Annotated in this window: 17 protein-coding genes and 2 pseudogenes; 4 read left to right on the top strand and 15 right to left on the bottom strand. The window is 64.8% G+C overall.

The window, feature by feature from the left end; all coding sequences use genetic code 11:
• The 3 genes and pseudogenes from BFE01S_RS03075 to BFE01S_RS03065 all read right to left on the bottom strand — a co-directional run.
• A pseudogene (locus tag BFE01S_RS03075) lies at nt 1–724 on the bottom strand (urocanate hydratase); the annotation flags it as partial.
• Nucleotides 725–977: 253 nt separating this feature from the next.
• The gene (locus BFE01S_RS03070) at nt 978–1,595 is read right to left on the bottom strand and encodes a glutathione S-transferase family protein (RefSeq protein ID WP_028224341.1); all 618 of its coding nucleotides are present in this window, start codon (nt 1,593–1,595) and stop codon (nt 978–980) included.
• A 102-nt stretch (nt 1,596–1,697) separates the two neighbouring features.
• On the bottom strand, nt 1,698–2,063 hold the full coding sequence (locus BFE01S_RS03065; protein WP_028224340.1) for a YciI family protein: 366 nt from the start codon (nt 2,061–2,063) through the stop codon (nt 1,698–1,700).
• Between the two features lie 91 nt (nt 2,064–2,154).
• On the opposite strand from BFE01S_RS03065, the gene BFE01S_RS03060 reads away from it, so the two are divergent.
• Nucleotides 2,155–2,604 (top strand): MarR family winged helix-turn-helix transcriptional regulator, encoded by a 450-nt coding sequence (locus tag BFE01S_RS03060; RefSeq protein ID WP_028224339.1) that lies wholly within the window; start codon nt 2,155–2,157, stop codon nt 2,602–2,604.
• Between the two features lie 10 nt (nt 2,605–2,614).
• Here BFE01S_RS03060 and BFE01S_RS42470 read toward each other — a convergent pair.
• The 3 genes and pseudogenes from BFE01S_RS42470 to BFE01S_RS03050 all read right to left on the bottom strand — a co-directional run.
• Nucleotides 2,615–2,791 (bottom strand): annotated as a pseudogene (locus BFE01S_RS42470) (DUF2000 family protein); the annotation flags it as partial.
• Between the two features lie 131 nt (nt 2,792–2,922).
• On the bottom strand, nt 2,923–3,636 hold the full coding sequence (hutC, locus tag BFE01S_RS03055; RefSeq protein ID WP_084169475.1) for a histidine utilization repressor: 714 nt from the start codon (nt 3,634–3,636) through the stop codon (nt 2,923–2,925).
• A 141-nt stretch (nt 3,637–3,777) separates the two neighbouring features.
• Complete coding sequence (locus BFE01S_RS03050) at nt 3,778–4,434, bottom strand: peroxiredoxin (protein WP_028224337.1); 657 nt, start codon at nt 4,432–4,434, stop codon at nt 3,778–3,780.
• Nucleotides 4,435–5,035: 601 nt separating this feature from the next.
• On the opposite strand from BFE01S_RS03050, the gene BFE01S_RS03045 reads away from it, so the two are divergent.
• Entirely contained in the window at nt 5,036–6,427 is a 1,392-nt protein-coding gene (locus BFE01S_RS03045; RefSeq protein ID WP_028224336.1) for a short-chain fatty acid transporter, read from the top strand.
• A gap of 356 nt (nt 6,428–6,783) precedes the next feature.
• The gene (locus BFE01S_RS03040) at nt 6,784–7,149 is read left to right on the top strand and encodes a hypothetical protein (protein ID WP_028224335.1); all 366 of its coding nucleotides are present in this window, start codon (nt 6,784–6,786) and stop codon (nt 7,147–7,149) included.
• A 162-nt stretch (nt 7,150–7,311) separates the two neighbouring features.
• On the opposite strand, the gene BFE01S_RS03035 is transcribed toward BFE01S_RS03040, so the two are convergent.
• From BFE01S_RS03035 to BFE01S_RS03010, 6 genes are all read right to left on the bottom strand, one after another.
• Nucleotides 7,312–8,787 carry an efflux transporter outer membrane subunit gene (locus BFE01S_RS03035; RefSeq protein WP_042337024.1) on the bottom strand — a complete coding sequence of 492 codons (1,476 nt, stop codon included), beginning with the start codon at nt 8,785–8,787 and terminating at the stop codon, nt 7,312–7,314.
• Between the two features lie 3 nt (nt 8,788–8,790).
• Nucleotides 8,791–11,964 (bottom strand): efflux RND transporter permease subunit, encoded by a 3,174-nt coding sequence (locus tag BFE01S_RS03030; protein ID WP_028224333.1) that lies wholly within the window; start codon nt 11,962–11,964, stop codon nt 8,791–8,793.
• Nucleotides 11,965–11,967: 3 nt separating this feature from the next.
• On the bottom strand, nt 11,968–13,650 hold the full coding sequence (locus BFE01S_RS37150; protein WP_042337022.1) for an efflux RND transporter periplasmic adaptor subunit: 1,683 nt from the start codon (nt 13,648–13,650) through the stop codon (nt 11,968–11,970).
• Nucleotides 13,651–13,926: 276 nt separating this feature from the next.
• Nucleotides 13,927–14,154 (bottom strand): hypothetical protein, encoded by a 228-nt coding sequence (locus BFE01S_RS43880; RefSeq protein WP_042337108.1) that lies wholly within the window; start codon nt 14,152–14,154, stop codon nt 13,927–13,929.
• A gap of 288 nt (nt 14,155–14,442) precedes the next feature.
• Nucleotides 14,443–15,771, bottom strand: a complete 1,329-nt coding sequence (locus BFE01S_RS03015; RefSeq protein WP_028224332.1) for an MFS transporter — start codon at nt 15,769–15,771, stop codon at nt 14,443–14,445.
• Nucleotides 15,772–15,798: 27 nt separating this feature from the next.
• Entirely contained in the window at nt 15,799–16,974 is a 1,176-nt protein-coding gene (locus tag BFE01S_RS03010) for a M20 aminoacylase family protein (RefSeq protein WP_156966880.1), read from the bottom strand.
• Nucleotides 16,975–17,119: 145 nt separating this feature from the next.
• On the opposite strand from BFE01S_RS03010, the gene BFE01S_RS03005 reads away from it, so the two are divergent.
• Complete coding sequence (locus BFE01S_RS03005) at nt 17,120–18,070, top strand: LysR substrate-binding domain-containing protein (RefSeq protein WP_028224330.1); 951 nt, start codon at nt 17,120–17,122, stop codon at nt 18,068–18,070.
• Between the two features lie 224 nt (nt 18,071–18,294).
• Here the strand turns inward: BFE01S_RS03005 and bamA are convergent, their stop codons facing one another.
• The 3 genes from bamA to BFE01S_RS02990 form a co-directional block, all read right to left on the bottom strand.
• The gene (bamA, locus tag BFE01S_RS03000; RefSeq protein ID WP_084169471.1) at nt 18,295–20,610 is read right to left on the bottom strand and encodes an outer membrane protein assembly factor BamA; all 2,316 of its coding nucleotides are present in this window, start codon (nt 20,608–20,610) and stop codon (nt 18,295–18,297) included.
• 87 nt (nt 20,611–20,697) lie between these two features.
• Nucleotides 20,698–21,096, bottom strand: a complete 399-nt coding sequence (locus BFE01S_RS02995) for a hypothetical protein (RefSeq protein ID WP_028224328.1) — start codon at nt 21,094–21,096, stop codon at nt 20,698–20,700.
• A gap of 334 nt (nt 21,097–21,430) precedes the next feature.
• Nucleotides 21,431–22,147: a hypothetical protein gene (locus BFE01S_RS02990; protein ID WP_028224327.1), complete on the bottom strand. Its 717-nt coding sequence runs from the start codon at nt 22,145–22,147 to the stop codon at nt 21,431–21,433.
• Nucleotides 22,148–22,156 lie beyond the last annotated feature (9 nt).

The raw sequence follows: 22,156 nt of genomic DNA, 5'->3' as shown, positions 1-22,156 counted from the left end.
AAACCGGCTTGCCGGTCTGCTTCGCTTCTTCGACAATGGCGAGCGCTTCATCCAGCGTCTTCGCCTTGCGGTCCACGTAGCGCGTCTTGAGGCGGAAGTCGATGCGCGTCTCGTCGCACTCCACGGCGATCATCGAGAAGCCTGCCATGGTCGCGGCCAGCGGCTGCGCACCGCCCATGCCGCCGAGACCGCCGGTGAGAATCCAGCGGCCCTTCGGGTTGCCGTTGAAATGCTGGTTCGCCACCGAGTAGAAGGTTTCGTAAGTACCCTGAACAATGCCCTGGGAGCCGATGTAGATCCAGCTGCCCGCGGTCATCTGGCCGTACATCATGAGGCCCTTGCGGTCGAGTTCGTGGAAGTGCTCCCAGGTGGCCCAGTGCGGCACGAGGTTCGAGTTCGCGAGCAGCACGCGCGGCGCGTCCGTATGGGTGCGGAACACGCCCACCGGCTTGCCCGACTGGATCAGCAGCGTTTCGTCCTCGTTGAGGTCTTTCAGCGACGCCAGGATCTGGTCGAAGCATTCCCAGTTGCGCGCGGCGCGGCCAATGCCGCCGTACACGACGAGCGCGTGCGGATGCTCCGCGACCTCGGGGTCCAGATTGTTCTGGATCATCCGGTAGGCGGCCTCGGCCAGCCAGGTCTTGCAGATCTTCTCGCTGCCGCGCGGCGCGCGGATCGTGCGGGTGGGGTCGAGGCGGGGATCGGTGAAGTTGGGGTGGTTCATGGCGTCCGTACGTATTCAGTGATTCGGTCCGGGGGCAGCACAGCGCTGCGGCGTGCGCCAAGTCTAACGCCACCAAGTTGTATATACAACTCGTTTCGAATGGGTTGACGTAGGGAATTACCCTGAAAATCTACGGAAAATCAGGTAGCGAACGCCGGCTCTTCGCGACGAGCCCGGCAGACATTGTCTAGACAATAAAAAAGCGCGCCGCAGCACGTGGCTGCGGCGCGCAGTCGATCAGACGTGCTGCGGGTCACGCCGCCTTGCGCGCATCGGCAATGCGCGGGGGCGCCTCGGGGCGCGCGTACAGGCGTTCGAGGTACGCCTGCAAACCGGGAAACGAATCGATCAGGCCGGCCTCATTGGCCCAGTCGATCAGGTAGACGGTCACGCAGTCGGCCACCGAGAGCCGCTCGCCGACAATGAACTGGCGCCCTTCGAGATGCTGCTCGAGAATCGCGGCCATGGTCATGAAATCGTCGCGCGCGAGTTCGATATCGGCAGACAGGCGCCGGTCCGGCGGATACAGGAACGTATGCCGGGTGATGCGCCAGAGCGGCTGTTCGAGCTCCGTGACCGCAAACAGCGTCCAGCGAAAAGCCTGCGCCCGTTCCTCGATATCGGCGGGCAGCAAGGCCTTCTCCGGATATTTTTCGGCGAGATACAGCACGATGGCAGCCGACTCGGGAATGACGCGATCCCCATCGACCAGCACCGGCACCTTTCCCGCCGGGTTGATGCGCAGGAACTCGGGCCGCTTGTGCTCGCCCTCGAGCAGGTTGACATGCACGTACTCAAAATCGGCATCGACTTCCTTCAGCCCCCAAAGCGCGCGTTGCGCGCGCGTTCCGGGAAATCCGTAAAGCTTCATGACGAGTCTCCAGATTGACGAAACCCCCTCCTCCTGGCAGGCCACGGCGCATCGAATCTCCGCGATGCGGCGCGCCTGGTACGCCACCGCACAGGGCGGTGCTCAACCGCCGGGAATCGGCATCACCGGCATCACTTCCACCGATTCGCCCGGAAAGATCGAGAAATGCGGATGGTTTTCGAACAGCTTCGCGGCCTCTTCTTGCGAAGCACTCCTGATGACCGTGTAGCCAGTCATGGCGTTGGCGGTCGCTTCGATGCCGTGCGTGCCGACGGTCAGGGTCTTGCCGAGCGGGCCGCCGATATCGACGATATCAGCCTGATGCTTTTCAACCCACGCTTTCCAGGCGCGCATGCCCTCCTGCGCCCTGCCATGCCGCCCGCTCTCCGAAAGAGCGTCCCACGCCTTCATTTGCGGACTGTCCTTGCGGCCAAGATATACGGCGAGAAACAAGTGCTGATCACTCATGTGTCCTCCGTCTGGTGAAAGGCGCGGCGAAACGATGCCCTGCCGGCCGCCGCGCCTTGACAATATAGGTTGATATCAACATAATTGCAACATGGCACGCACGGACAACAAACTTCCCTTCGAAACCACGCTGATGGTGCGCGATTGCTGCCTCTGTCTGCATATGCAGCGGGCAGCCCGGAATCTCGCGCGCATTTTCGACGAAGCCTTACGCCCGTTCGAGCTCACGAACGGGCAGTTTTCGCTGCTGATGTCGCTCAACCGGCCACAGCCGCCGGCGATGAAAGACGTGTCCTCGCTGCTGGCGATGGATCGCACCACACTCACGGCCGCGCTCAAGCCGCTGGAGCGGCGCGGCCTCGTCGTCATCGGGCAGGACCCCGAAGACAAGCGCAGCCGGCTGCTCAACCTCACGCCCGAGGGCCGGAAGCTGCTCGCGAGGGCGTTCCCCGTCTGGCAGGAAACGCATGCCGAAATCGAGCGGCCCTTCGATCCCGGGGCGGTCGATCAACTGCGCCAGCACTTGCGCGCGCTTTCGTAGCGCGCGCTCGCGCGTGCAGGGGCAGCCCTTTTACGGCCTTGTCCACGGCCTTTTTAGGGCCGTGCAGCGCGAGCCCCACGAAGTCGAGATTCGCCGGATCCCCGGCACGGAAGACTTCGCGATTGGCGGCATCGTGCCCCGTGGAAAACATCGCGTGCACGTAGGGCACGACGGTGAGTTCGCGCGCCCTCTTCCGTGTAGCCGATCAGCATGTCGCTGTGCTCCTGGTCGCCCGCGCAAAGATCCGCATTGGCTAATAGCGCGGTGTACGGCAGGCGTGCACGGTCGGCAGGCCGCAATCCCTCAGGAAAAACGCGCTCAAACCGTCCCGGCAAGATGAAAACGCGACGACGGATGCCACAACCGCACCGAAGTCGCCACGTGCCGGCCGACCCACGTGCGCCGGATCAGCAGCAGGCACGGCTCGCCAATCTCCATCTCCAGATACTGCCGCACACGCGCATCGGGCTTCTGCGCATAGATGCGGAACTCGGCGCGCTGCACGGGCGCGAGCCGCACCATGTAGTGATTGGGCGTCTCCTGCGTGAAGTCCTGCTCCAGATAGTGCGGGAACACTTCGGGATTCACGTAGCGGTCCTCGTACTGGATCGGCTCGCCCTCTTCGCTGTGCACGATGCGCGAGTGGAACACCGGCCCGGATGCGAGTTCGAGCGCGGCAATGGCCGAAGGGTCGTCGCCCGGTTCGAGCGCCAGCACGCGCGCCGTGTGGCGATGGCCGCGCGCGGCGATTTCGTCGGCGATATTGCGGATCTGCAGCACCGTCGATTCGTACTGCCGGGGCGCCACGTAGGTCCCCGAGCCGCGCACGCGGTTGAGCACGCCCTCGGCCATCAGCTCGCGCAGCGCCCGCGAGACCGTCATGCGCGCGACGCCGAACTCCTTGACCATCTCCGTTTCGGAGGGCACGACATCGCCCGGGCGCAAGGCACCCTCTTCGATCTGCTCGAGGACGTACCGCTTGATCTGTTCGTAGGCGGGCACCGCGGTGCTGCGGACCGGTTTCTTTTGCATGGGTTCGTTCTGGTTAGAGGCCGATGAGCGGCCGGGGTCAGCCGGCGCTCATTTTACCGTCGCCGCGCGGCGGCGCCCCTCCCCCGCAACCCGAACCGCAACCCGCATCTCAACCGACACCCGCTGCAACTCGCCGCGCCCTCACTTCGGCTGTTCGACGACGCGCAGGTACGGCTTGAGCGTCTTGAACCCTTGCGGATACTTCGCCTTCGCCGCATCGTCCGAAACCGAGGTCGGGATGATCACGTCGTCGCCCGGCTTCCAGTTCACCGGCGTCGCCACCGCGTGCTTCGCGTTGAGCTGCAGCGCGTCGAGCAGGCGCAGCACCTCGTCGAAATTGCGTCCGGCGCTCATCGGGTAGACCAGCATGGCCTTGACCTTCTTGTCCGGTCCGATGATGAACACCGAGCGCACCGTGGCATTGTCCACGGCCGTGCGCGGGCCGCCGCCGCTCGCGTTCGGATGAATCATGTCGTAGAGCTTCGCAATCGTGAGATCCGCGTCGCCGATGAGCGGATAGTTGACCGCCGCGCCCTGGGTCTCCTCGATATCCTTGACCCAGTTGCGATGGTCGCTCACGGGGTCGATGGAAAGCCCGATGATGCGCGTGTTGCGCCGGTCGAATTCGGGCTTCAGGCGCGCCATGTAGCCCAGCTCCGTGGTGCACACGGGCGTGAAGTCCTTCGGATGCGAGAACAGGATGGCCCAGTGGTCGCCAATCCATTCGTGAAAGCGGATCGTGCCTTCGGTCGTCTCCGCCGTGAAATCGGGTGCGTCTTCACCTAGACGTATCGTCATCGCCAGCCTCCGTTGGGGCGTTGCAGGTGCAAGGCGCGAGCGCGCCGTGCTGATTGCATTGTAGACAGGGTTGCGCGGGGTTTCAGCGGCTGGAGGCGCTGCTATCGTGGCGGCCGGGTGCGGCGTTCGCGGGCGAAAACGTTATGAAACATCGTTCTGCGAAAGACTGAGGGAAGATCAACCCACGCTGCAGACATACCGCCGCATGCACGTGCGGCCCTCTGCTTTCACACTGCTTTCACTTATCGCCGAGATACAAAAGAACCAGAAAAACCGCTGGCTCATGGCCTTGCCGCCATCAGATCCGCTTGACATCCACCAGGCATACAGCGAATATGGCGTAGTTCGATTAACGAAATGATGTTCGAATTATGAACATCCAGTAAAAACAAGAACGGGCAGGCCGTCTTCTTGCCGAAGACGCAACATGAACCTGCTGCGACGGGCCTACGCCACGCGCACATGGAGGAGCACAGCCGATTGCGTCGGCCAGCGTCACACGCCACGGCCCGGCCGCGCGCGGCGCACGCCGGCACGCCAACGGTCCCGGCCGCCCCCAGTGCACGGTGCGCCCGCAGCCGCACGCAACCGTAACACCAGCATGCAACGAGACACCTATCCCGCCCCGAGCGCGGCCACCACCGGCCGCCGCGGCGTTGTCGCCGCCCTCGTCTATGTCTTCGAACGGGTCATGCCCGACCCGTTCGTCCTCTCCATCGGCCTGACTTTCTTCGTCGCCGTGCTGGCGCTCGCCATTGCGCCCCACGGCAACGTGCCCACGCTGCTCGACGCCTGGTACACCGGCACCTTCGGCATCCTCGGCTTCGCGCTCCAGATGATCCTGATTCTCGCGACCGGCTACGCCATCGCCGAGGCGCCCGTCGTGCAGCGCGGGCTGCGCGCGCTCGCCGCTCATGCGCAAACGCCCGCGCGCGCCGCGCTGCTGGTGTTCCCGGTTGTCGCGGTGGCGGCGTGGCTCAACTGGGGGCTCGGCCTGATCGTCGGCGCCCTGCTCTCGCGCGAGATCGCGCGGCGCGTCAATGTGGATTTCGCGTGGCTGGTCGCGGGCAGCTACTCGGCCTGGTCGATCTGCAACAGCGGCCTCTCCAGTTCGATCGCACTGTCTCAGGCCTCGCACGGCAACGCGCTCAATCTCGTCGAAAAAGCGACGGGCCAGGTCGTGCCGCTTTCCGCCACCATCTTTGCGCCGTTCGTTTTCGTGCCCACCGTGCTCGTGGTGGTCGTGATGACGTTCATCTTCATCCGCATGCATCCGAAGGCGGACCAGGTGGTTTCGTTCCGGCAAGCGGCGCAAACCGATACCGATACGTCCAGCGCCGACCCGCACGCGAAAACCAGCGACACGCCCACCTTCGCCACGCGCCTCGAACAGTCGATGCTCGGCACGCTCTTCCTGCTCGTGCTCGGCGTGGGCTACCTCGCGATGGAGTGGCGCGAAAAGGGCTTCGATCTGGACATCAACACCACAATCCTGATCTTTCTGCTGATCGGCCTTGCCCTTCAGCGCACGCCCATCGCCTATGCGAATGCGATTCGCGGCGCCGCGCGCCAGACCGGCTCGATGCTGCTTCAATACCCGATCTACGGCGGCATCATGGGCGTCATGAAGGGCACCGGGCTCGCCTCGATGATCGCCAAGGCCTTCGTGACCATCGCCACGCCGCTTTCGCTGCCGCTCTGGAGCTATCTGAGCTCGCTCATCATCACGCTGTTCGTGCCGAGCGCCGGCGGCCACTGGGCCGTGCAGGGGCCGTTCGTGCTGCCCGCAGCGCTGAGCCTGCATGCCTCGGTGCCGCGCACGGCCATGGCCGTCGCGATGGCCGAGAACGTTTCGAACATGCTGCAGCCGTTCTGGGCTGTGCCGATCGTCGCGATTGCGGGCATCCGCATCCAGCGCGTCATGGGCTATACCGCCGTGACGTTCGCGGTTTCGTTGCTGATCTACGCCGTCGCGCTCTGGCTGCTGCCCTGAGCGGGCGCGCGCGAATGCGTTGACCCCACGCACGGCAGCACTGTGGTCCCCGTGCTGCCAGCAGCAGCCGTTCATTCGGCATCCCTGGCAATCCGTCCCGCCCGACACCGGGGTACGCCGCGTGCTGCTCCGCCATGAGGGCTGCCGCTCCCGGCGTCAGTCCTCTGGTGTCTATCCTGGTGTCTGTCCTGACTGGCGCGCGAGCGCGAGCCAGGCGACGCTACACCTGCTACTCGCGTTTTTCCTGCCATTCGAGGTGCGGCGCATTTGCGCGCGGCGTGGTATCGTTTTAACGTCGGAGTCGAACACCTGAGCGTGCCCGTCCATCGAACGCTGTTACTTTAGCGAGCGTTGCCATGAGTGATGTACGCCACCACCTAAGTCCGCGCGACCGCGTGGAATTGCTCTGCTGGCTCACGTGCGGGAGCCTGGGAGCCTACTACCTCAACGAAAGCTGGCCCAATGCGGCCTTTCACGTCCAGGCGGCCCACAAGTGGCTCGACCGTCACGGGCGCGAGGCCGACTGGCTGGCGGTCGCGAAGCTCACCGCACTCGCGCAGGACATCGCACAGCAGCACGCCTGGTTCGTGGATGCCGCGTGGGCGCGCGACGCTGTCGAGGAAATTCTCGACACCGACGACCTGAACTACCAGGCCAAGCTCGTGCTGCAGGTGCTCAAGGACTGCGAACTCGCGCTGGCCGACCGGCGCGCAGCGGACTGAGCTGTCCCTTCATTCGCAACGGCACCCGTCGGTGCCGCGAGCGCGCTGCGACTCCGTCAAACGACGGAGTCGCAGCGCTTTTCTTCAGAACATAACGCCTGCACGCACGCATGCATGCAGCAACGCCAAGGGCCGCAAAAGCGGCCCTGATCCCACCCTTCGCTACGACTGCGCCGCGCTCGCGGCGAGCGGCACTGCCGGCGCGGGCTGCCCGGTGTTCGCCCGGGCGTCGGCGGCCGGCGTCCAGCCGTAGCCCAGCGCCTTGTAGAGGCCGACGATCTGCGCCAGCTCCTGATCCTGCAGCGCCGACTGCTGCAGTTGTGCCGAGAAGAGATTGCGCTCGGCGTCGAGCACTTCCAGATAGCTCGTAAATCCGCCCTCGAACAGATCGCGCGCAAGCGACGTGTACTGCGCAAGCGCCTCCACCTGGCGCGAAGTCGCGCTCAACTGGTCGCGCGTGCGCTGAATGCCCACCAACGCATTCTCCACGTCGGCGAAGGCCTGTTGGATGGTTTCTTCGTAGCTCAGCAACGCCTCCTGGCGCACCGCTTCGGCCTGATGCACCGAACCCGCAATCGCCCCGCCCTCGAAGATCGGCTGCGTAACCGAGCCCGCGAACGACCACACGCGCGCCGGGCCGGTCCACAGGCCGGAAAGCGCCGTGCTCGCCGCGCCGAATAGCCCCGTGAGCGAGATCTGCGGGAAGTATTGCGCCCGCGCCGCCCCAATCGAGGCATTGGCCGAAACGAGCGCCTGCTCCGCCTGCAGGATATCGGGGCGCCGCTCGATCAGCGAGGAAGGCAGCCCCGCGGGAATGGCCGGCGCCGTGAGTTCGGTGATCGATCTGCCGCGCGGAATCGGCCCCGGATTCTGGCCGAGCAACAGTGAAATAGCCGATTCCTGCTGCGCGATCTGCTGCTGGATCGAAGCCACCGAGGCCAGCGCCGATTCGTACTCCGACCGGGCTTGACTCAACTGGAGCATGGACACCACGCCGCCGCCGAAGCGCTCCTGGAAGAGTTCGAGCGCGCCCTGGCGGCTCTTGAGCGTTTCCTGCGCGATGCTCAACTGGTTGTCGTAATCGCGCAGTTGCAGATAGGCCGTGGCAACGTTCGCGATCAGCGCGATGCGCGTGGCCTGCTGCGCGGCCTGGGTGCCTAGGTAATCGGCGCGCGCGGCTTCGGTCAGGCGGCGCAGGCGGCCGAACAGATCGAGCTCCCACGATGCCGTGCCTTCGAGCTGCACCTGGTTGCCGACCGCTGGCGGATAGCCCGGCGCGGGCACGCCGCGGCTGCGCGAGCCGCCGAAGTTCGCGCCGATCTGCGGGAAGAGTCCCGCGCGCGTGACCACATAGCGCCCGTAGTACTCCTCAACACGCGCCGCCGCGATGCCCAGGTCCTTGTTCTGCGCGAGTGCCTTCGCGATGAGGTCGTTCAGCACCGGGTCGTTGAACTGGGTCCACCAGTCGAGCGAGGCATCGACCACTTCGGCGTTGGGCGCGGCGAAGCGGAACGTGGAAGGCGTATCGACGGCGGGACGGTGATAATCGGGTCCCACGGCGCAGGCCGCGAGGCATGCCGCGCCCACGAGCGCCACGAGCGGATTCCTTGCGCGATTCCGGTTCCATGCGGGCTTCATGGCTCAGCCCTCCTGCGAAGGCGGCGCGGCGGGCGGCAGAGCCGGCGGCGGCGCATCGGGTGCGGCCTTCGCCTTGTTGCGCGAAGACAGCGTCTCCAGCCCCCAGAAGAACATCGGGATGAAGAAGAGCGCAATCAGCGTGGCGCCGAGCATGCCGAAGATCACACCCGTGCCGAGCGAGCGCCGGCTCGCCGCCGAGGCCCCGCTTGCAATGGCGAGCGGCACGCAACCCAGAATGAACGCGAGCGAGGTCATGACAATCGGCCGCAGGCGCAACTTTGCGGCCCCGAGCGCGGCCTCGTAAGGCGTCATGTTTTCCTTCTCGCGCATTTCCACGGCGAACTCGAAGATCAGGATCGCGTTCTTCGCCGCCAGTGCGATCAGCACGGTCAGGCCGATCTGGAAATACACGTCGTTTTCCATGCCGCGTATGAAGATACCCACGAGCGCCCCGAAAATCGCGAACGGCACGGCAAGCAGCACGCCAACAGGCAGCGACCACTTCTCGTACTGTGCCGCGAGAATGAGGAATACCATCAGGAGTGCGAAGGCGAACACCATGGCCGCCGTCGATCCCGCCTTCTTTTCTTCGTAGGCCTGACCGCTCCACTCGTAGCTGTAGCCGTCGCCCAGCGTCTCGCGCGCGATCTCCTCCATTGCCGCGATGGCTTCGCCCGAGCTATGACCCGGCGCGGCGTCGCCCGTGATTTTCGCGGCGGGGAAATTGTTGAAGCGGGTCACGATATCGGCGCCGGGCACGAAGCGGAACGTCGTCACGGCCTTGATCGGCACCATCTGGCCGGAGACATTGCGCACGTAGAGCTGCTGGATGTCGTCGGGCTGCGTGCGGTATTGCGGCTCGGCCTGCACGATCACCTGAAAGAGACGGCTGCCTTTCGGGAACTGGCTCACGTACGACGAACCGAACATCGTCTGCAGCGCGGAATACACGTCCTGCACCGGCACGCCGAGCGTTTCGGCGCGCTCGCGGTCCACTTCCACGAGCAACTGGCGCGAGCGCGTATTGATGGTGGAATTCACGCTGCGCAGCGCCGGGTTCTGGCGCGCCTTCGCAATCATCTGGCGCACCTTCTCTTCGAGCTGCTGGTAGGTGCCGTCGCCCGTGCTCTGCAGCCAGAACTCGAAGCCCCCCGTCGTGCCGAGACCCGGGATGGATGGTGGATTGAGCGGCACGACCACACCGTCCTTGAAGCCGGCGAACGCCCGGCTCGCATCGCGGATCAGATCCTGCGCCGTACCGTTTTCGCCGCGATCGCCAAAGCCCTTGAGCGTGATGAAGAGCGTGCCCGCATTCGACTTGTACTGCGAATCGATCAGACTGTAGCCGATCGGCGCGGCCACCGACCTCACGGCCGGTTGCCTCGCGAACCAGTCCTCGGCCTTCTTCGAGAGCTCGCCCGTGCGGTCGAGGCTCGCCGCATCGGGCAGCACGACCGCGCCCAGCAGATAGCCCTGATCTTCCACCGGCACGAACGACGAGGGAATCGTCTTGAAGAGGCCGCCGGTCGCAATCATCATCACGACGATCAACCCGATCGAGAGCACCACGCGCCGGATGGCCGCCTGCACCCAGCGGCCGTAGCCCTCGGTGAGCGAATCGAATTTTTCGTTGAACCATCTGAAGAAACGGTTCTTCTTGTGCTCGCCCGGCTTGAGCAGGATGGCCGCGAGCGCGGGCGACAGCGTGAGCGCGACGACGCCCGACAACACCACCGAAACCGCGAGCGTGACCGCAAACTGCTTGTAAAGCTGCCCCGTGATGCCGGAAAGAAACGCCACCGGAATGAACACCGCCAGCAGCACGAGCACGATGGCGACCACCGGGCCGCTCACCTCGTCCATTGCGCGCCTGGCCGCCTCCTTCGGCGGCAGCTTGAACTCGCTCATGTTGCGCTCGACGTTCTCGATCACCACGATCGCATCGTCCACCACGATGCCGATGGCGAGCACCATGCCGAACAGCGTGAGCATGTTGATCGAAAAGCCGAACGCCGTCATGCCGATGAACGCGCCGATGATCGACACGGGCACGGCCAGTATCGGCACGAGCGTGGCGCGAAAACTCTGCAGGAACACGAACACCACGACGATCACGAGTATCACCGCGTCGCGCAGCGTATGCAGGACCTCGACGATGGATTCGTGCACGAACTCGGTCGTGTCGAGCGCCACTTCGTACTTGAGGCCCGGCGGAAAGCTCTTGTGCAGTTGTTCGAGCGTCTCGCGCACCTGTTTGGCTACCTGCAGCGCGTTCGCGCCGGGCTGCTGATAGACCGCGATCAGCGTGGCCGTCTTGCCGTTATAGCGCCCGCGCAGCGAGTAATCCTTCGCCCCGAGTTCGGCGTGGCCGATGTCCTTGATGCGCACGATGGCAGCGTCGTTGGCGCTCGCGCGCAGGATGATGTTGTCGAAGTCCGAGGGCTCGGTGAGGCGCCCCTTCGTCGCCACCGGGAACGTCTGCTGGACCGGGCCGCCGGTCGGCGACTGGCCGAGGCGCCCTGCAGAGAACTGCTGGTTCTGCGCCTTGATCGCGTTCTGCACGTCGGAGACGGTGATGCCGAGCCTGGCCATGCGGTCGGGCTTGAGCCAGATGCGCATCGCATAGTCAGCAGAACCGAATATCGACGCCTGGTTCGCGCCCGGAATGCGCTTGAGCGCATCGAGCACGTAGACGTTGGCATAGTTCGCCACATAGGCCTGGTCGTAGGCGTTGTCGGGCGAATAGATGGCGATCACCATCATGAACGCCGACGACCGCTTCTGCACCGAAACGCCTTGCGCCGTCACGGCGTCGGGCAGCGTGGGCGCGGCGAGGTTCACGCGGTTCTGCACGTCCACCTGGGCCAGCGAAGGATCGGTGCCGATGTTGAAGTACACCGTGAGCGTCATGTTGCCCGTCGAAGAGCTCGACGAACTCATGTACATCATGTTGTCGGCGCCGTTGACCTGCTGCTCGATCGGCGCGGCCACGTTCTGCGCGACGACCTCCGCGCTTGCGCCCGGATAGGTCGCGCTCACCGTGATCTGCGGCGGTGCGATATCGGGAAACTGCGCGACGGGCAGGTTGACCATGGCCACGAGACCGGCCACCACGAGCACGATCGACACCACCGACGCAAAAATCGGCCGGTCGATAAAGAAGTGGGAGAACTTCATCGATCAGCCTCCCGCCGCGTGCATGAGCGTCACGTCGACGCGGCGGGATTTGTCTGGCGCATCGTTGGCCACGATCTGCGCGGGCTTGCGCATCTCGATGCGCGCATTCTCCACCCCCGCCACGATCAATGCGGCACGCACGGTCGCCGCGCGCGCCTTGGCGAGACGTTCGTTTTGCGCAAACGAACCGCTCGAATCCGTGTAGCCGGAGATCACCACGCGCGTGTCGGGCGAGCCGGCGAGCGTCTTCGCGACGGCGGCGAGCGCCCCGGCCGACTGGGCGTCGAGGCTCGCGCTGCCGAGCGGGAAGTAGAGCGACGTGCGCTCGCCGGCGGGAGCCGCGCTGGCCGCGGTTGAGGTGCCGTTATCGGCGGTGGCGCCGGCAGCACTATGGTTCACATCGGGGTTCGCACGGGCGTTCGGACTGGCCGCGCCCTGCCCGCCGGAGGCCCCCGCCGCACCCGCACCGCTGGCACCGGCCGCAGGCGGCGCAGCATTGCCTCCCGCCGCATCGGATGCCGTGCCCTGCGCCGCCACGTTGACTGCGGGCGCGGGCGCCGGCACCACGTTCACCTTGACGGGCGCACCCGGCATCAGGCGCAGCGTGTTGTCGATGATGACTTTGTCACCGGGATGGAGTCCTGAACGAATCACCCAGTCGTTGCCGTTCCACTCGCCGGTCTCGACCGCGCGCTGCTGCGCCTTGCCATCGGCATCGACAGTCCAGACGAATGCGCCGCGCGACCCCTGGATCACCGCATCCTGGGGCACCGCAATCGCGTTCGGGCGCTCCGCACCCACGAGCCTGATCCGCACGAACTGGCCGGGACGCAGCGCGCCGTCCGGATTGGACACCGCCGCGCGGATCAGGTAGGTGCCCGTCTCCGAACTGAGCGAGGCGTCGGTGAACGCAATGCGCCCGCGCTGCGGATAGATGCTGCCGTCGGCCAGCACGATGACGGCTTCGAGCTTGCCGACTCCGGGCAGCTTGAGCGTGCCGTTCTTCGTCTGCGTGCGCAGATCGAGCAATTCGTTTTCGGAGAGCGAGAAGTTGATCCACATGGGATCGAGTTTCGCGACGTAGGTGAGCAGGCTGTTGGACGCGTCGATATACGAGCCGTCCTGCTTCTTCGCGAAACTGGACAGCCCCGTGACGGGCGCGGTGATCGTGGTGTAGCCGAGATTCAGGCTCGCGCTCGTGACATTGGCGCGCGCCTGATCGAGCGCGGCCGCGGCGGCCTGCTCCTGGCCGAGCGAATCGTCGAGGTCTTTCTGGCTCAGCGCATTCTTCGCGGCCAGCGGGCGCACGCGATTCAGATTGGCTTGCGCCGTATCGAGCCGCGCCTTCTGCTGCGCATATTCGGCCTGGGCCGCATCGAGTTGCGCCTGGAACGGCTTGCGGTCCATGACGAACATGACGTCGCCCTCATGAACCAGCGAGCCTTCGGTATAGACGCGCCGCTCGAGGAAGCCATTCACGCGTGCGCGAATCTCGACCTGCTGCGAACTCTCGGTCTGGCCGACGTAGTCGAAAACCACCGGCACGTCGCGCAGGGCAACGTCGATGGCGTCCACGTTCGCGGCCGGCGGCGCCGACGCGGCGGGTTTATTGTCATGGCAAGCAGCGACTGCAACGAGCAACCCCAACGACAAGCACAAACGGGCAAGCCGGGTTCCGCATGTCATGCTGTTCTCCGTAGTCGACGATCTACGCTGGACCGACGAACCGAGGCACGCTTCGATGCTACCCGGAAGCGAATGCTGCCTTGGCACTCGCTCAGATACTACTGTTTTTCCGGATCGTGCAGAACGGGGGCGCCTACCGTGTTTACCTCATGCGACGGCAGATCGCCCGATACGGGAACAATGGGGAGATTCGTTTCGAATTTCGAAACGAAGGCGGGGGTTGTGGCGGACGCGGGTCAACAACCCAATCCGGAAACCCAAATTCCAAACCGCCCGTCAAGCTCTTTCGAGCAGCCGCACGGCACCGAACTCCGCACTTTCGACCGTGCGGATCAAAACCGACATCGCTTCACCCACGCGCGCGCGGTCCAGTTCGACATGCAGGCAGGCAAGATCGCGCCGGCGATCGATATCAATGGTATGCACGCCAAGGGCACTCCCCAGCATGCGATGCAGCGCGCGGCGCGCCAGTTCGGCATCGCGCGTGGCCACGCGCACGACCATCTGTGCGGTGCTGGACAGCCGCGGCGCAGCCAGGCGGCTCGCACGCTGCGGCGCTATACGCTGTGCCGAAGCGGGCCGCGGGGCCGCCTTCGAATGAGTGTTCGAGATGAGTTTCGAAAGGGCCCGGGCGGCCCGATGCGTCTCGTGCGTTTGCATCTGCGGGGTGTGCGCACCGCCATGTCAGGCGGTGCGCATGCTGTTGAACATGAAGCCCATTCTACGAAGCCGCGTGCAAAGAACCCGTAAAGACTCTCCACGCGAGCGCTAAAAGCCTGTAGCGCCGGTTCTTCAGTCGAGCGGCCGCCCCGCCGGCTCGCGGATCAGAGGCAGCCCGAGCAGCGAAACGGCTCCGCAGCCGATCAGATACCACGCTGGCGCAAGCGGATTGTGCAGGAGCTGAATGAGCCACGTCGCAAAGAACTGCGCGAAGCCACCGAAGATCGACACGCCCACGCAATAGACGATCGACATGCCGGTCACGCGTATCGTCTGCGGAAAGAGCTCCGGCAGCATCACGATATTGGGTACGGCCGTGAACGCCACCACCGCGCCGAGCACGGCCACGACCGCCAGCACGGTGGGCACCGTAGGCGACGCATGGATCAGCATGAACGCCGGATAGATCGCCGCGATCAGTATGACGCGCGACACGCCGAACACCCATTTGCGCCCCACGCGATCCGAGAGGCTGCCCGCGAACGGCGAGCACACCGCCGTGACGAGCGCCGCAATGAGCGCCGCGCTCATCCCCACCGACATCGGCAGGCCGAGGATCTTGATTGCATACGTGGACATGTAATACAGCACGATGTAGTTCGCCGCCGTGCCGCCGATGGTGGTGACGATACCGGCCACGAGCGCCACGCGATGATGCGTAAAGATCTCGCGCAGCGGCCGGGCGACGTCGGCGACCGGCTCGGTGTTCTCGATGGGCTCGGCATGGACGAGCGTTTCGTCGAGGTGGCGGCGGATATAGACACCCACCGGGGCAACCAGCATGCCGAGCACGAACGGCACGCGCCAGCCCCAGCTTTCGAGCGCGGACGGCGAAAGCGCCGTGGAAAGCGCCACGCCCACGAGCGCGCCGCACGCGGTGTTCAACCCCTGGCTCACGAACTGCCAGCTACCGTAGAAACCGCGCGTGCGGTTGTCAGCGTATTCGAGCAGGAGCGAGGTCGAAGCGCCCACCTCGCCGCCGACCGCGAAGCCCTGGATGAGCCGCGCCAGCACGATCAACAGCGGCGCCGCCAGACCGATCTGCGCATAGGTGGGCGCAAACGCGATCAGCGCGGAGCCCAGCGCCATGAGCCAGAGCGTGAGCGACATGGCGACCTTGCGGCCCGCGCGGTCGGCAAGCGCACCGATCATCACGCCGCCGATGGGGCGCACGACGAAGCCCACACCGAAGCTGCCCACCGCGAGCATCAGCTGGTTCAGCGCGCCATGCACGGGAAAATACAGCGAGCCGATGATCGAGGCGAAGAAGCTATAGACCGTGAAGTCGAAGAATTCGAGGCCGTTGCCGAGCGTGATCGCAGCGATGGCCTTCGCGCGCGAACGGCGCGTGGAGGGCTGCGACGGGGCGGCGGTCTCGGTGGACAGCGAGGAAGCGTTCATCGTGGGTCTCCTCCCAGGCGGGATCGGTCAGGCGCGCAGGAACCGTTCGGCCAGCTTCACCCAGTAGGCGGCGCCCGTCGCGAGGCAGTCGTCGTTGAAGTCGTAGCCGGGGTTGTGCACCATGCAGCCGCCCTCGCCGTCCCCGTTTCCGATGATCAGATAACTGCCCGGGCACTGCTCCAGCAGGAACGAAAAATCCTCGCTGCCGGTGAGCGGCACCATCTCGTCGATCAGGCCCGCCTCGCCCAGCCACTCGCGCGCAACGTCCTCGGCGAATGCGGTCATCTGCGCATCGTTCACGAGCACGGGATAGCGGCGCTGGTAGTCGATGCGCGCCGTCGCGCCATACGCGGCCGCCTGTGCCTGCACGAGCGCCGTGATGCGCGCCTGCAGCAGATCGCGCACCTCGGGGCGCAGCGCGCGCACCGAAAGCTTCATCTGCGCGGTCTGAGGAATCACGTTCGGCGCGTCGCCCGCATGGATCGCTCCAACCGTCACGATCGCCATGTCGAGCGGCGGCACGTTGCGCGACACGATGGTCTGCAGCGCGAGCACGATGTTCGCGCACACCACGACCGGGTCGATGGCCTTGTGCGGCACCGCGCCATGGCCGCCGCGCCCGTCCACGTCGACGATGACGGTGTCCGAAGACGCCATGAACGGACCCGGGCGAAAGCCCAGTTTTCCAGTTGGAAACCCCGGCATGTTGTGCATGGCGAAAACGGCATCGCAGGGGAACTGCTCGAACAAGCCTTCGTCGAGCATGCGTTTCGCGCCGCCCAGGCCCTCTTCAGCCGGCTGAAAGATCAGATGGAGCGTCCCTTCGAACGAGCGCGACTGCGCCAGATGTTTCGCCGCCGCCAGCAGCATGGCCGTGTGGCCGTCGTGGCCACATGCGTGCATCTTGCCGGGAATGCGGCTCGCGTAGTCGAGACCAGTGTTTTCGTGGATCGGCAGCGCGTCCATGTCGGCGCGCAGCCCGAGCCGGCGTGCGCCGTTGCCCACCTTCAGCGTGCCGATCACCCCCGTGCCGCCCAGACCGCGATGCACGACGTAGCCCCATTCGGCCAGCCGCGCCGCAACGAGGTCGCTCGTCACGAACTCTTCGAAGCCCAGTTCGGGATGCGCGTGGATTGCGTGGCGCAGCGCAATCATCTCGTCTTCGATCGCGGCGATTGCAGGCGGGATGGTCATGGTGTTCATGGGTCGCTCTCTGTGAGGATGTCACGACCCAGAATAACGACGCCGTTATTTCACCGACAGTCCTACAATGGTTGGCCCGCCAACCAGAAGTGCGCACCCGGGTTATCCCTCATGAAATTCCATCAGTCATGAAGTTCCATCAGTCATGAAGTTCCATCAGTTCAGGGCGCTCGTCGCCATGGCCGACACCGGCAGCATCCGCGCCGCTGCGCGCCAGCTCGGCATTTCGCCGGCCGCCGCTACCAAAGCCGTGCGCGAACTGGAGGCCGAGCAGCAGATCGCGCTCGTGACGCGCAACGCCAATGGCATTGCGTTCACCGAAGCGGGTCAGGCGCTGCTCGTGCACGCGCGGCTCATCGTGCACCAGATGTCGCGCGCGCAGGACGAACTCGACGCACGGCGCGGGCGCGGCGGCGGGAAGCTCTCCATCGGCGTCACGCCCTGGCTCGCGCTATCGTTTCTGCCCGACGCCGTCACGCTCTTTCGCGAGCGCATGCCCGACATGCAACTGGAGTTTTATGAAGGTCTGCTGAATATCGTGATGCCGCGCCTGCGCGACGGTTCGCTCGACTTTTCGCTCGGCAAGCCCGGACCCGCGTCGCTGCATGCCGAATTCGTGCAGACACCGATCTTCGCCACCGAATCGGCCGTCGTCGTGCGCCGCGACCATCCGCTCGCCGGCGCCCATTCGCTCACGGAACTTCAGGACTGCGAATGGCTGCTCAACTGGGACCCGGGCAGCAAGGACATGATCGCCGACGACGTGTTCCGCCGCCACGGCCTGCCCCTGCCGAAAACGGTCCATCTAGCGCACTCGTTCATCGTCGCCATGGGGCTCATCATGAACACCGATATCGTAAGCATCTTTCCGTGGCCGCTCGTGGAAACGCGCTTTGCACGCGAGAACCTGCGGGCGCTCGCACTACGCGAGGAAGTGGATCGCACCGTGGTGAGCGTGGTCGCCCGCCGGGGCGTGCCGCTCTCGACCGCCGCCGAGTGCTTTCTCGACTGCCTCAAGGTGGCGATCCGCGCCGGGGAGGCGTCGCGCGATCCCGAGCGACGGCGGCTCTATCACTCTCTCGAACTGCTGATCTAGGGGGTGTTTCGCATCGGAAACCCGCTCGCGTTCACGGCAAGCGCGTCTCGCTTCAGGCGAATCGGGAAAACGGCGGGGACAAATAGCGGGAACAGATGATGGGAACAAACGCTGCCGGAGCGCGGCAGGATCGAACCCGATCGCCGTAGGGCTCGAGCGCACGCTCGAACTCACCACGGCAATCGACTTCCGGGTTCGGATAAGGAACTGTCCGGGTTGGACGTTTAGAACGACGTACCGATCTGGAACTGGAACTTCTGGTACTGGTCGCCCGTGTGCTTGACGATCGGGAAACCGACGTCGAGCTTGAGCGGCCCGATCGGCGAAATCCATTCGAGACCGGCACCGTAGCTGTAACGCAGGCCGTTCGCGCCGATGCTGTTGCCTTCCGTGCCCCAGACGTTACCGCCGTCCACGAACGTGAAGACGCGCAGCGTGCGGTCGTAGCCCGTGCCCGGCAGCGGGAAGGTCAGTTCGATGTTGCCGACGATCATCTTCGAACCGCCGATCGGGTCGTTCGTGCTCGCGTCGCGCGGACCGAGCGAACCCGGCTCGTAGCCACGCACCGAACCGATACCGCCCGCGTAGTAGTTCTTGAAGATCGGGAACGGCTTGCCTTCGAGGCCGTTGCCGTAGCCGCCCTGGAAGTTCAGGCCCAGCACGAAGCCGCGCGCGAACGAGTAGTAGTACTGCGACTGCAGGTCGGCCTTGTAGTACGAAACGCCCGTGATCGGCGTGCCGTACTCGGCGTTGGCCTGCATGAAGTAGCCCCGGCTCGGCACCAGCGCGCTGTCACGATTGTCGCGCGACCAGCCCACCGTCAACGGCACGATGTTCGACACGCGGCCGAAGTCGTTCACGTAGTCCTGGTACGACTGCGGCGTGGTGGAGTCCACGTCCAGACGGTCCTGTTCGATGCCGAGGCCGAAGTACACCATGTCGGTTTCGGAGAACGGGATGCCGAATTTCGTATCCGCACCGTACGAGATGATGCGGAAGCTCGTGTCGGTCGTGCTCGAGTAATAGAGCGGTTCCGTGGTGCGGTAGTAGACGTCGGTAATGCGCTTGATGCCGTCCACCGTGAAGTACGGATCGACTTCGGAAACCGACAGCGTACGGAAGGTGGTTGCCGTGTTCACGTTCAGCGAAAGGCTGTTGCCCGAACCGAACACGTTGTCCTGCGAAACGCCCGCCGAAATGATCGGGCCTTCGCCGGAGCCGTAGCCCACGCCGAGCGAGAGCGTGCCGGTCGGCTTCTCGGTCACCTTCACGTCCACGTCCACCTGGTCGGGCGTGCCCTCCACCGGCACCGTGGTCACGTCCACGTCGGTGAAGTAGCCCAGACGGTTGATACGGTCCTTCGACAACGCGAGGCGGTTCGAGTCGAACCACGAGCTTTCCATCTGGCGCATTTCGCGACGAATCACTTCGTCGCGCGTGCGCGTGTTGCCGGTGATGTTCACGCGCCGCACGTACACGCGGCGGCCCGGATCGACCTGCAGCGTGAGATTGACGGTGTGGTGCTGCTGATCGATCTGCGGTTCGGCGTTGACGGTCGCGAAGGCGTAGCCGTACTCGCCGAGCTTGTCCACGAGCGCCTTCGTCGTGTCCTTGAGCTTGGCTGCCGAAAACCGCTGGCCGGTCTTGATGGTGATGAGCTTCCTGAGCTCCGCCTCGCGATCGAGCAGATTGCCCGCGAGCGAGATGCCCGAAATCGTGTACGGCTCGCCTTCATGCACCGTGATCGTCAGGTACATGTCCTTCTTGTCGGGCGAAAGCGAAACCTGGGTCGAGTCGATGTTGAACTCGAGGTAGCCGCGGTCGAGGTAGTACGTGCGGATGTTCTCGAGGTCGCCCGTGAGCTTGTCCTTCGCGTACAGGTCGTTCTTCGTGTACCACGAGAACCAGTTCGGCGTGGACAACTGCATTTCGTCGCGCAGCGTGCCTTCGCTGAACGCGTGATTGCCGATGAAGTTGACCTGGCGGATCTTCGCGCTCGGACCTTCGACGACGGAGAACAGCAGGCCCACGCGGTTGCGGTCGATCGGCGTGACGGTGGTCGTGACCTCGGCGGCGTAGTAGCCGCGCGTGAGGTACTGGCGCTTGAGCTCCTGCTCCGCACGGTCCACCAGCGACTTGTCGTAGCTGCGGCCCGGCGAGAGCCCCACCGCCTTGAGCGCCTTCGTGAGGTTGTCCTTGTCGAACTCGTGAATGCCGGAGAAGTCGATCGTGCCGATGGCCGGACGCTCCTGCACCTGCACGATCACCACGCCGCCCTCGGCCGAGATCCGCACGTCGCTGAAGAAGCCGGTTGCGTAGAGCGCGCGGATGGCGTCGGAAGCCTTGTCGTCGGTGAACGTATCGCCCTGCTTGATGGGCAGATAGGCGAACACCGTGCCGGGCTCGATGCGCGAGAGCCCGTCGATGCGGATGTCCTTGACCACGAAAGGCTCGGTGGCGTTCGCGGCGGTTGCTACGAGGCCGAGACCGGCGAAAGTCAGCGCGCGGGTGTAGCGCGCCGTGGTAGTTGAAGCCGTCATGCAGGAGTTTGTATTTAAGGCCAACAAGAAAGCCGCGAACCCGTTCGCGGCCGGAACGACGCGGCGCGTCGCGCGTTCACTGCGTTTTTACTGCATGCTCACGCCGCCCGGACGGTTGATCGTCGCGAGCCCCGTTGCAAGCGAGAGCACTTCGGTCATGTGCGCGGCCTGTGACGGATGCAGGCGGAACGACAGTTCCGCACCGCCCGGCAGGCGAAAGCTCATCACCAGATGCTGCACGGTGCCCGATTCGCGGCCAATCTCCCACGCCTCGCAAGGCATGGCAAACTTCGCGCCCGCCGCCTTCTGGCGGATACGCTCGGACCGGCCAATCGCATTCGACAGCGCGGCAAGCAGCTCATGCATGACCGAGCAATGCAGCGCCACAGGCTCGGGCTGATTGCTGTTCAACATCAGGTACTGGCCGTCTGCAGTCAGCTCGAAGCCGCTCAGCGAATCGATGGCGAGAGCCGTGGACGAAGACATGAAAGGCGCTCCGGGACAAAACCATCGGCGAAGTATAGTGTGGCGCCGCCGCGCATACCGTTACGACACTGCCACAACCATGACTTGCACAAATATTTAGCGAGGCAGTATAGGGGGGATGTGGCGGCATTGTCCAGTGCTTAAACTCCGTAGTCTGATCATTAAACCTTTCATTTTCAATTCATTTTCATTTCTTTTATCCAAATCGGTCCGGAGCCCTTTCTGGCTGACAGGAATGATCTGTAATGGTAAGCGCCACTATTCCTGACAAATTGCTTTCTATTGCATCTGCCGGATTGCCCCATCCCGGAACAATGAAATCGAAGGGTTCCGATCATGCCAGGTCTTCATAAAAAACCGGGGCTGGCGCCATAACCGCCAGTGCCTGTAACGGAAAGCACGCTTCGAGACCGTCGCCTTTGCCCAGCCGCGAAGCCCGTTTCATGATCTCGTCGGCAACCGCCACACGCAGACGCCCATGCCGGTCGACGCACTGCCCCCACAGCGAAAGCGCCCGCAATCGTGCAACGGGCTGCGCGCCAGTAAGATAGGCCGCGGGAAAGAGGCGCCGGTAAGCGTCAAGGTTGTAGAGCCACGATGTCCCGTACACGAGCGGATCGGTGCCGCCCGCGTGCTCGCGCAGAAGCGCGAACAGCGCGCGCAGTTCGCCGCGTCGCACGAGTGCCTGCGCGGCCGCAAGCGGCGACGCGTCGCCCGGAATGCGTCCATCGAAATGCAGGCGAACCGCGCCCTCGCCCGCAGGCTCGTACGAAAAGCAGCCGCGCGACGCAACCACGCGCGGCGCGCCCAGGTGCATGGGGCACTGCTGGAGATACTGCCAGGTCCAGGCGACAACATCGCGCGCGGCGCCCACGCCTTCCAGATAGCCAGCCCAGAGCGGATGCTCCGGATCGAACTCGCGGCCGGCGCCGAAGCGCACATAGAGATTGGTGTAGTCGAGCAGCGCGCGTTCGAGCGGCACCCCGGCGATACGCACCGCAGCCAGGGCGAAGCGGACCTGCAGATCGAAAAACGCCTTCTCGAAGCGCACGGGCGCTGG

The organism is Paraburkholderia ferrariae NBRC 106233 (assembly GCF_000685035.1).
Classification (GTDB): domain Bacteria; phylum Pseudomonadota; class Gammaproteobacteria; order Burkholderiales; family Burkholderiaceae; genus Paraburkholderia; species Paraburkholderia ferrariae.
Note: the sequence above shows the minus strand (reverse complement) of the source record. Positions and strands in the feature narration are given on the sequence as shown.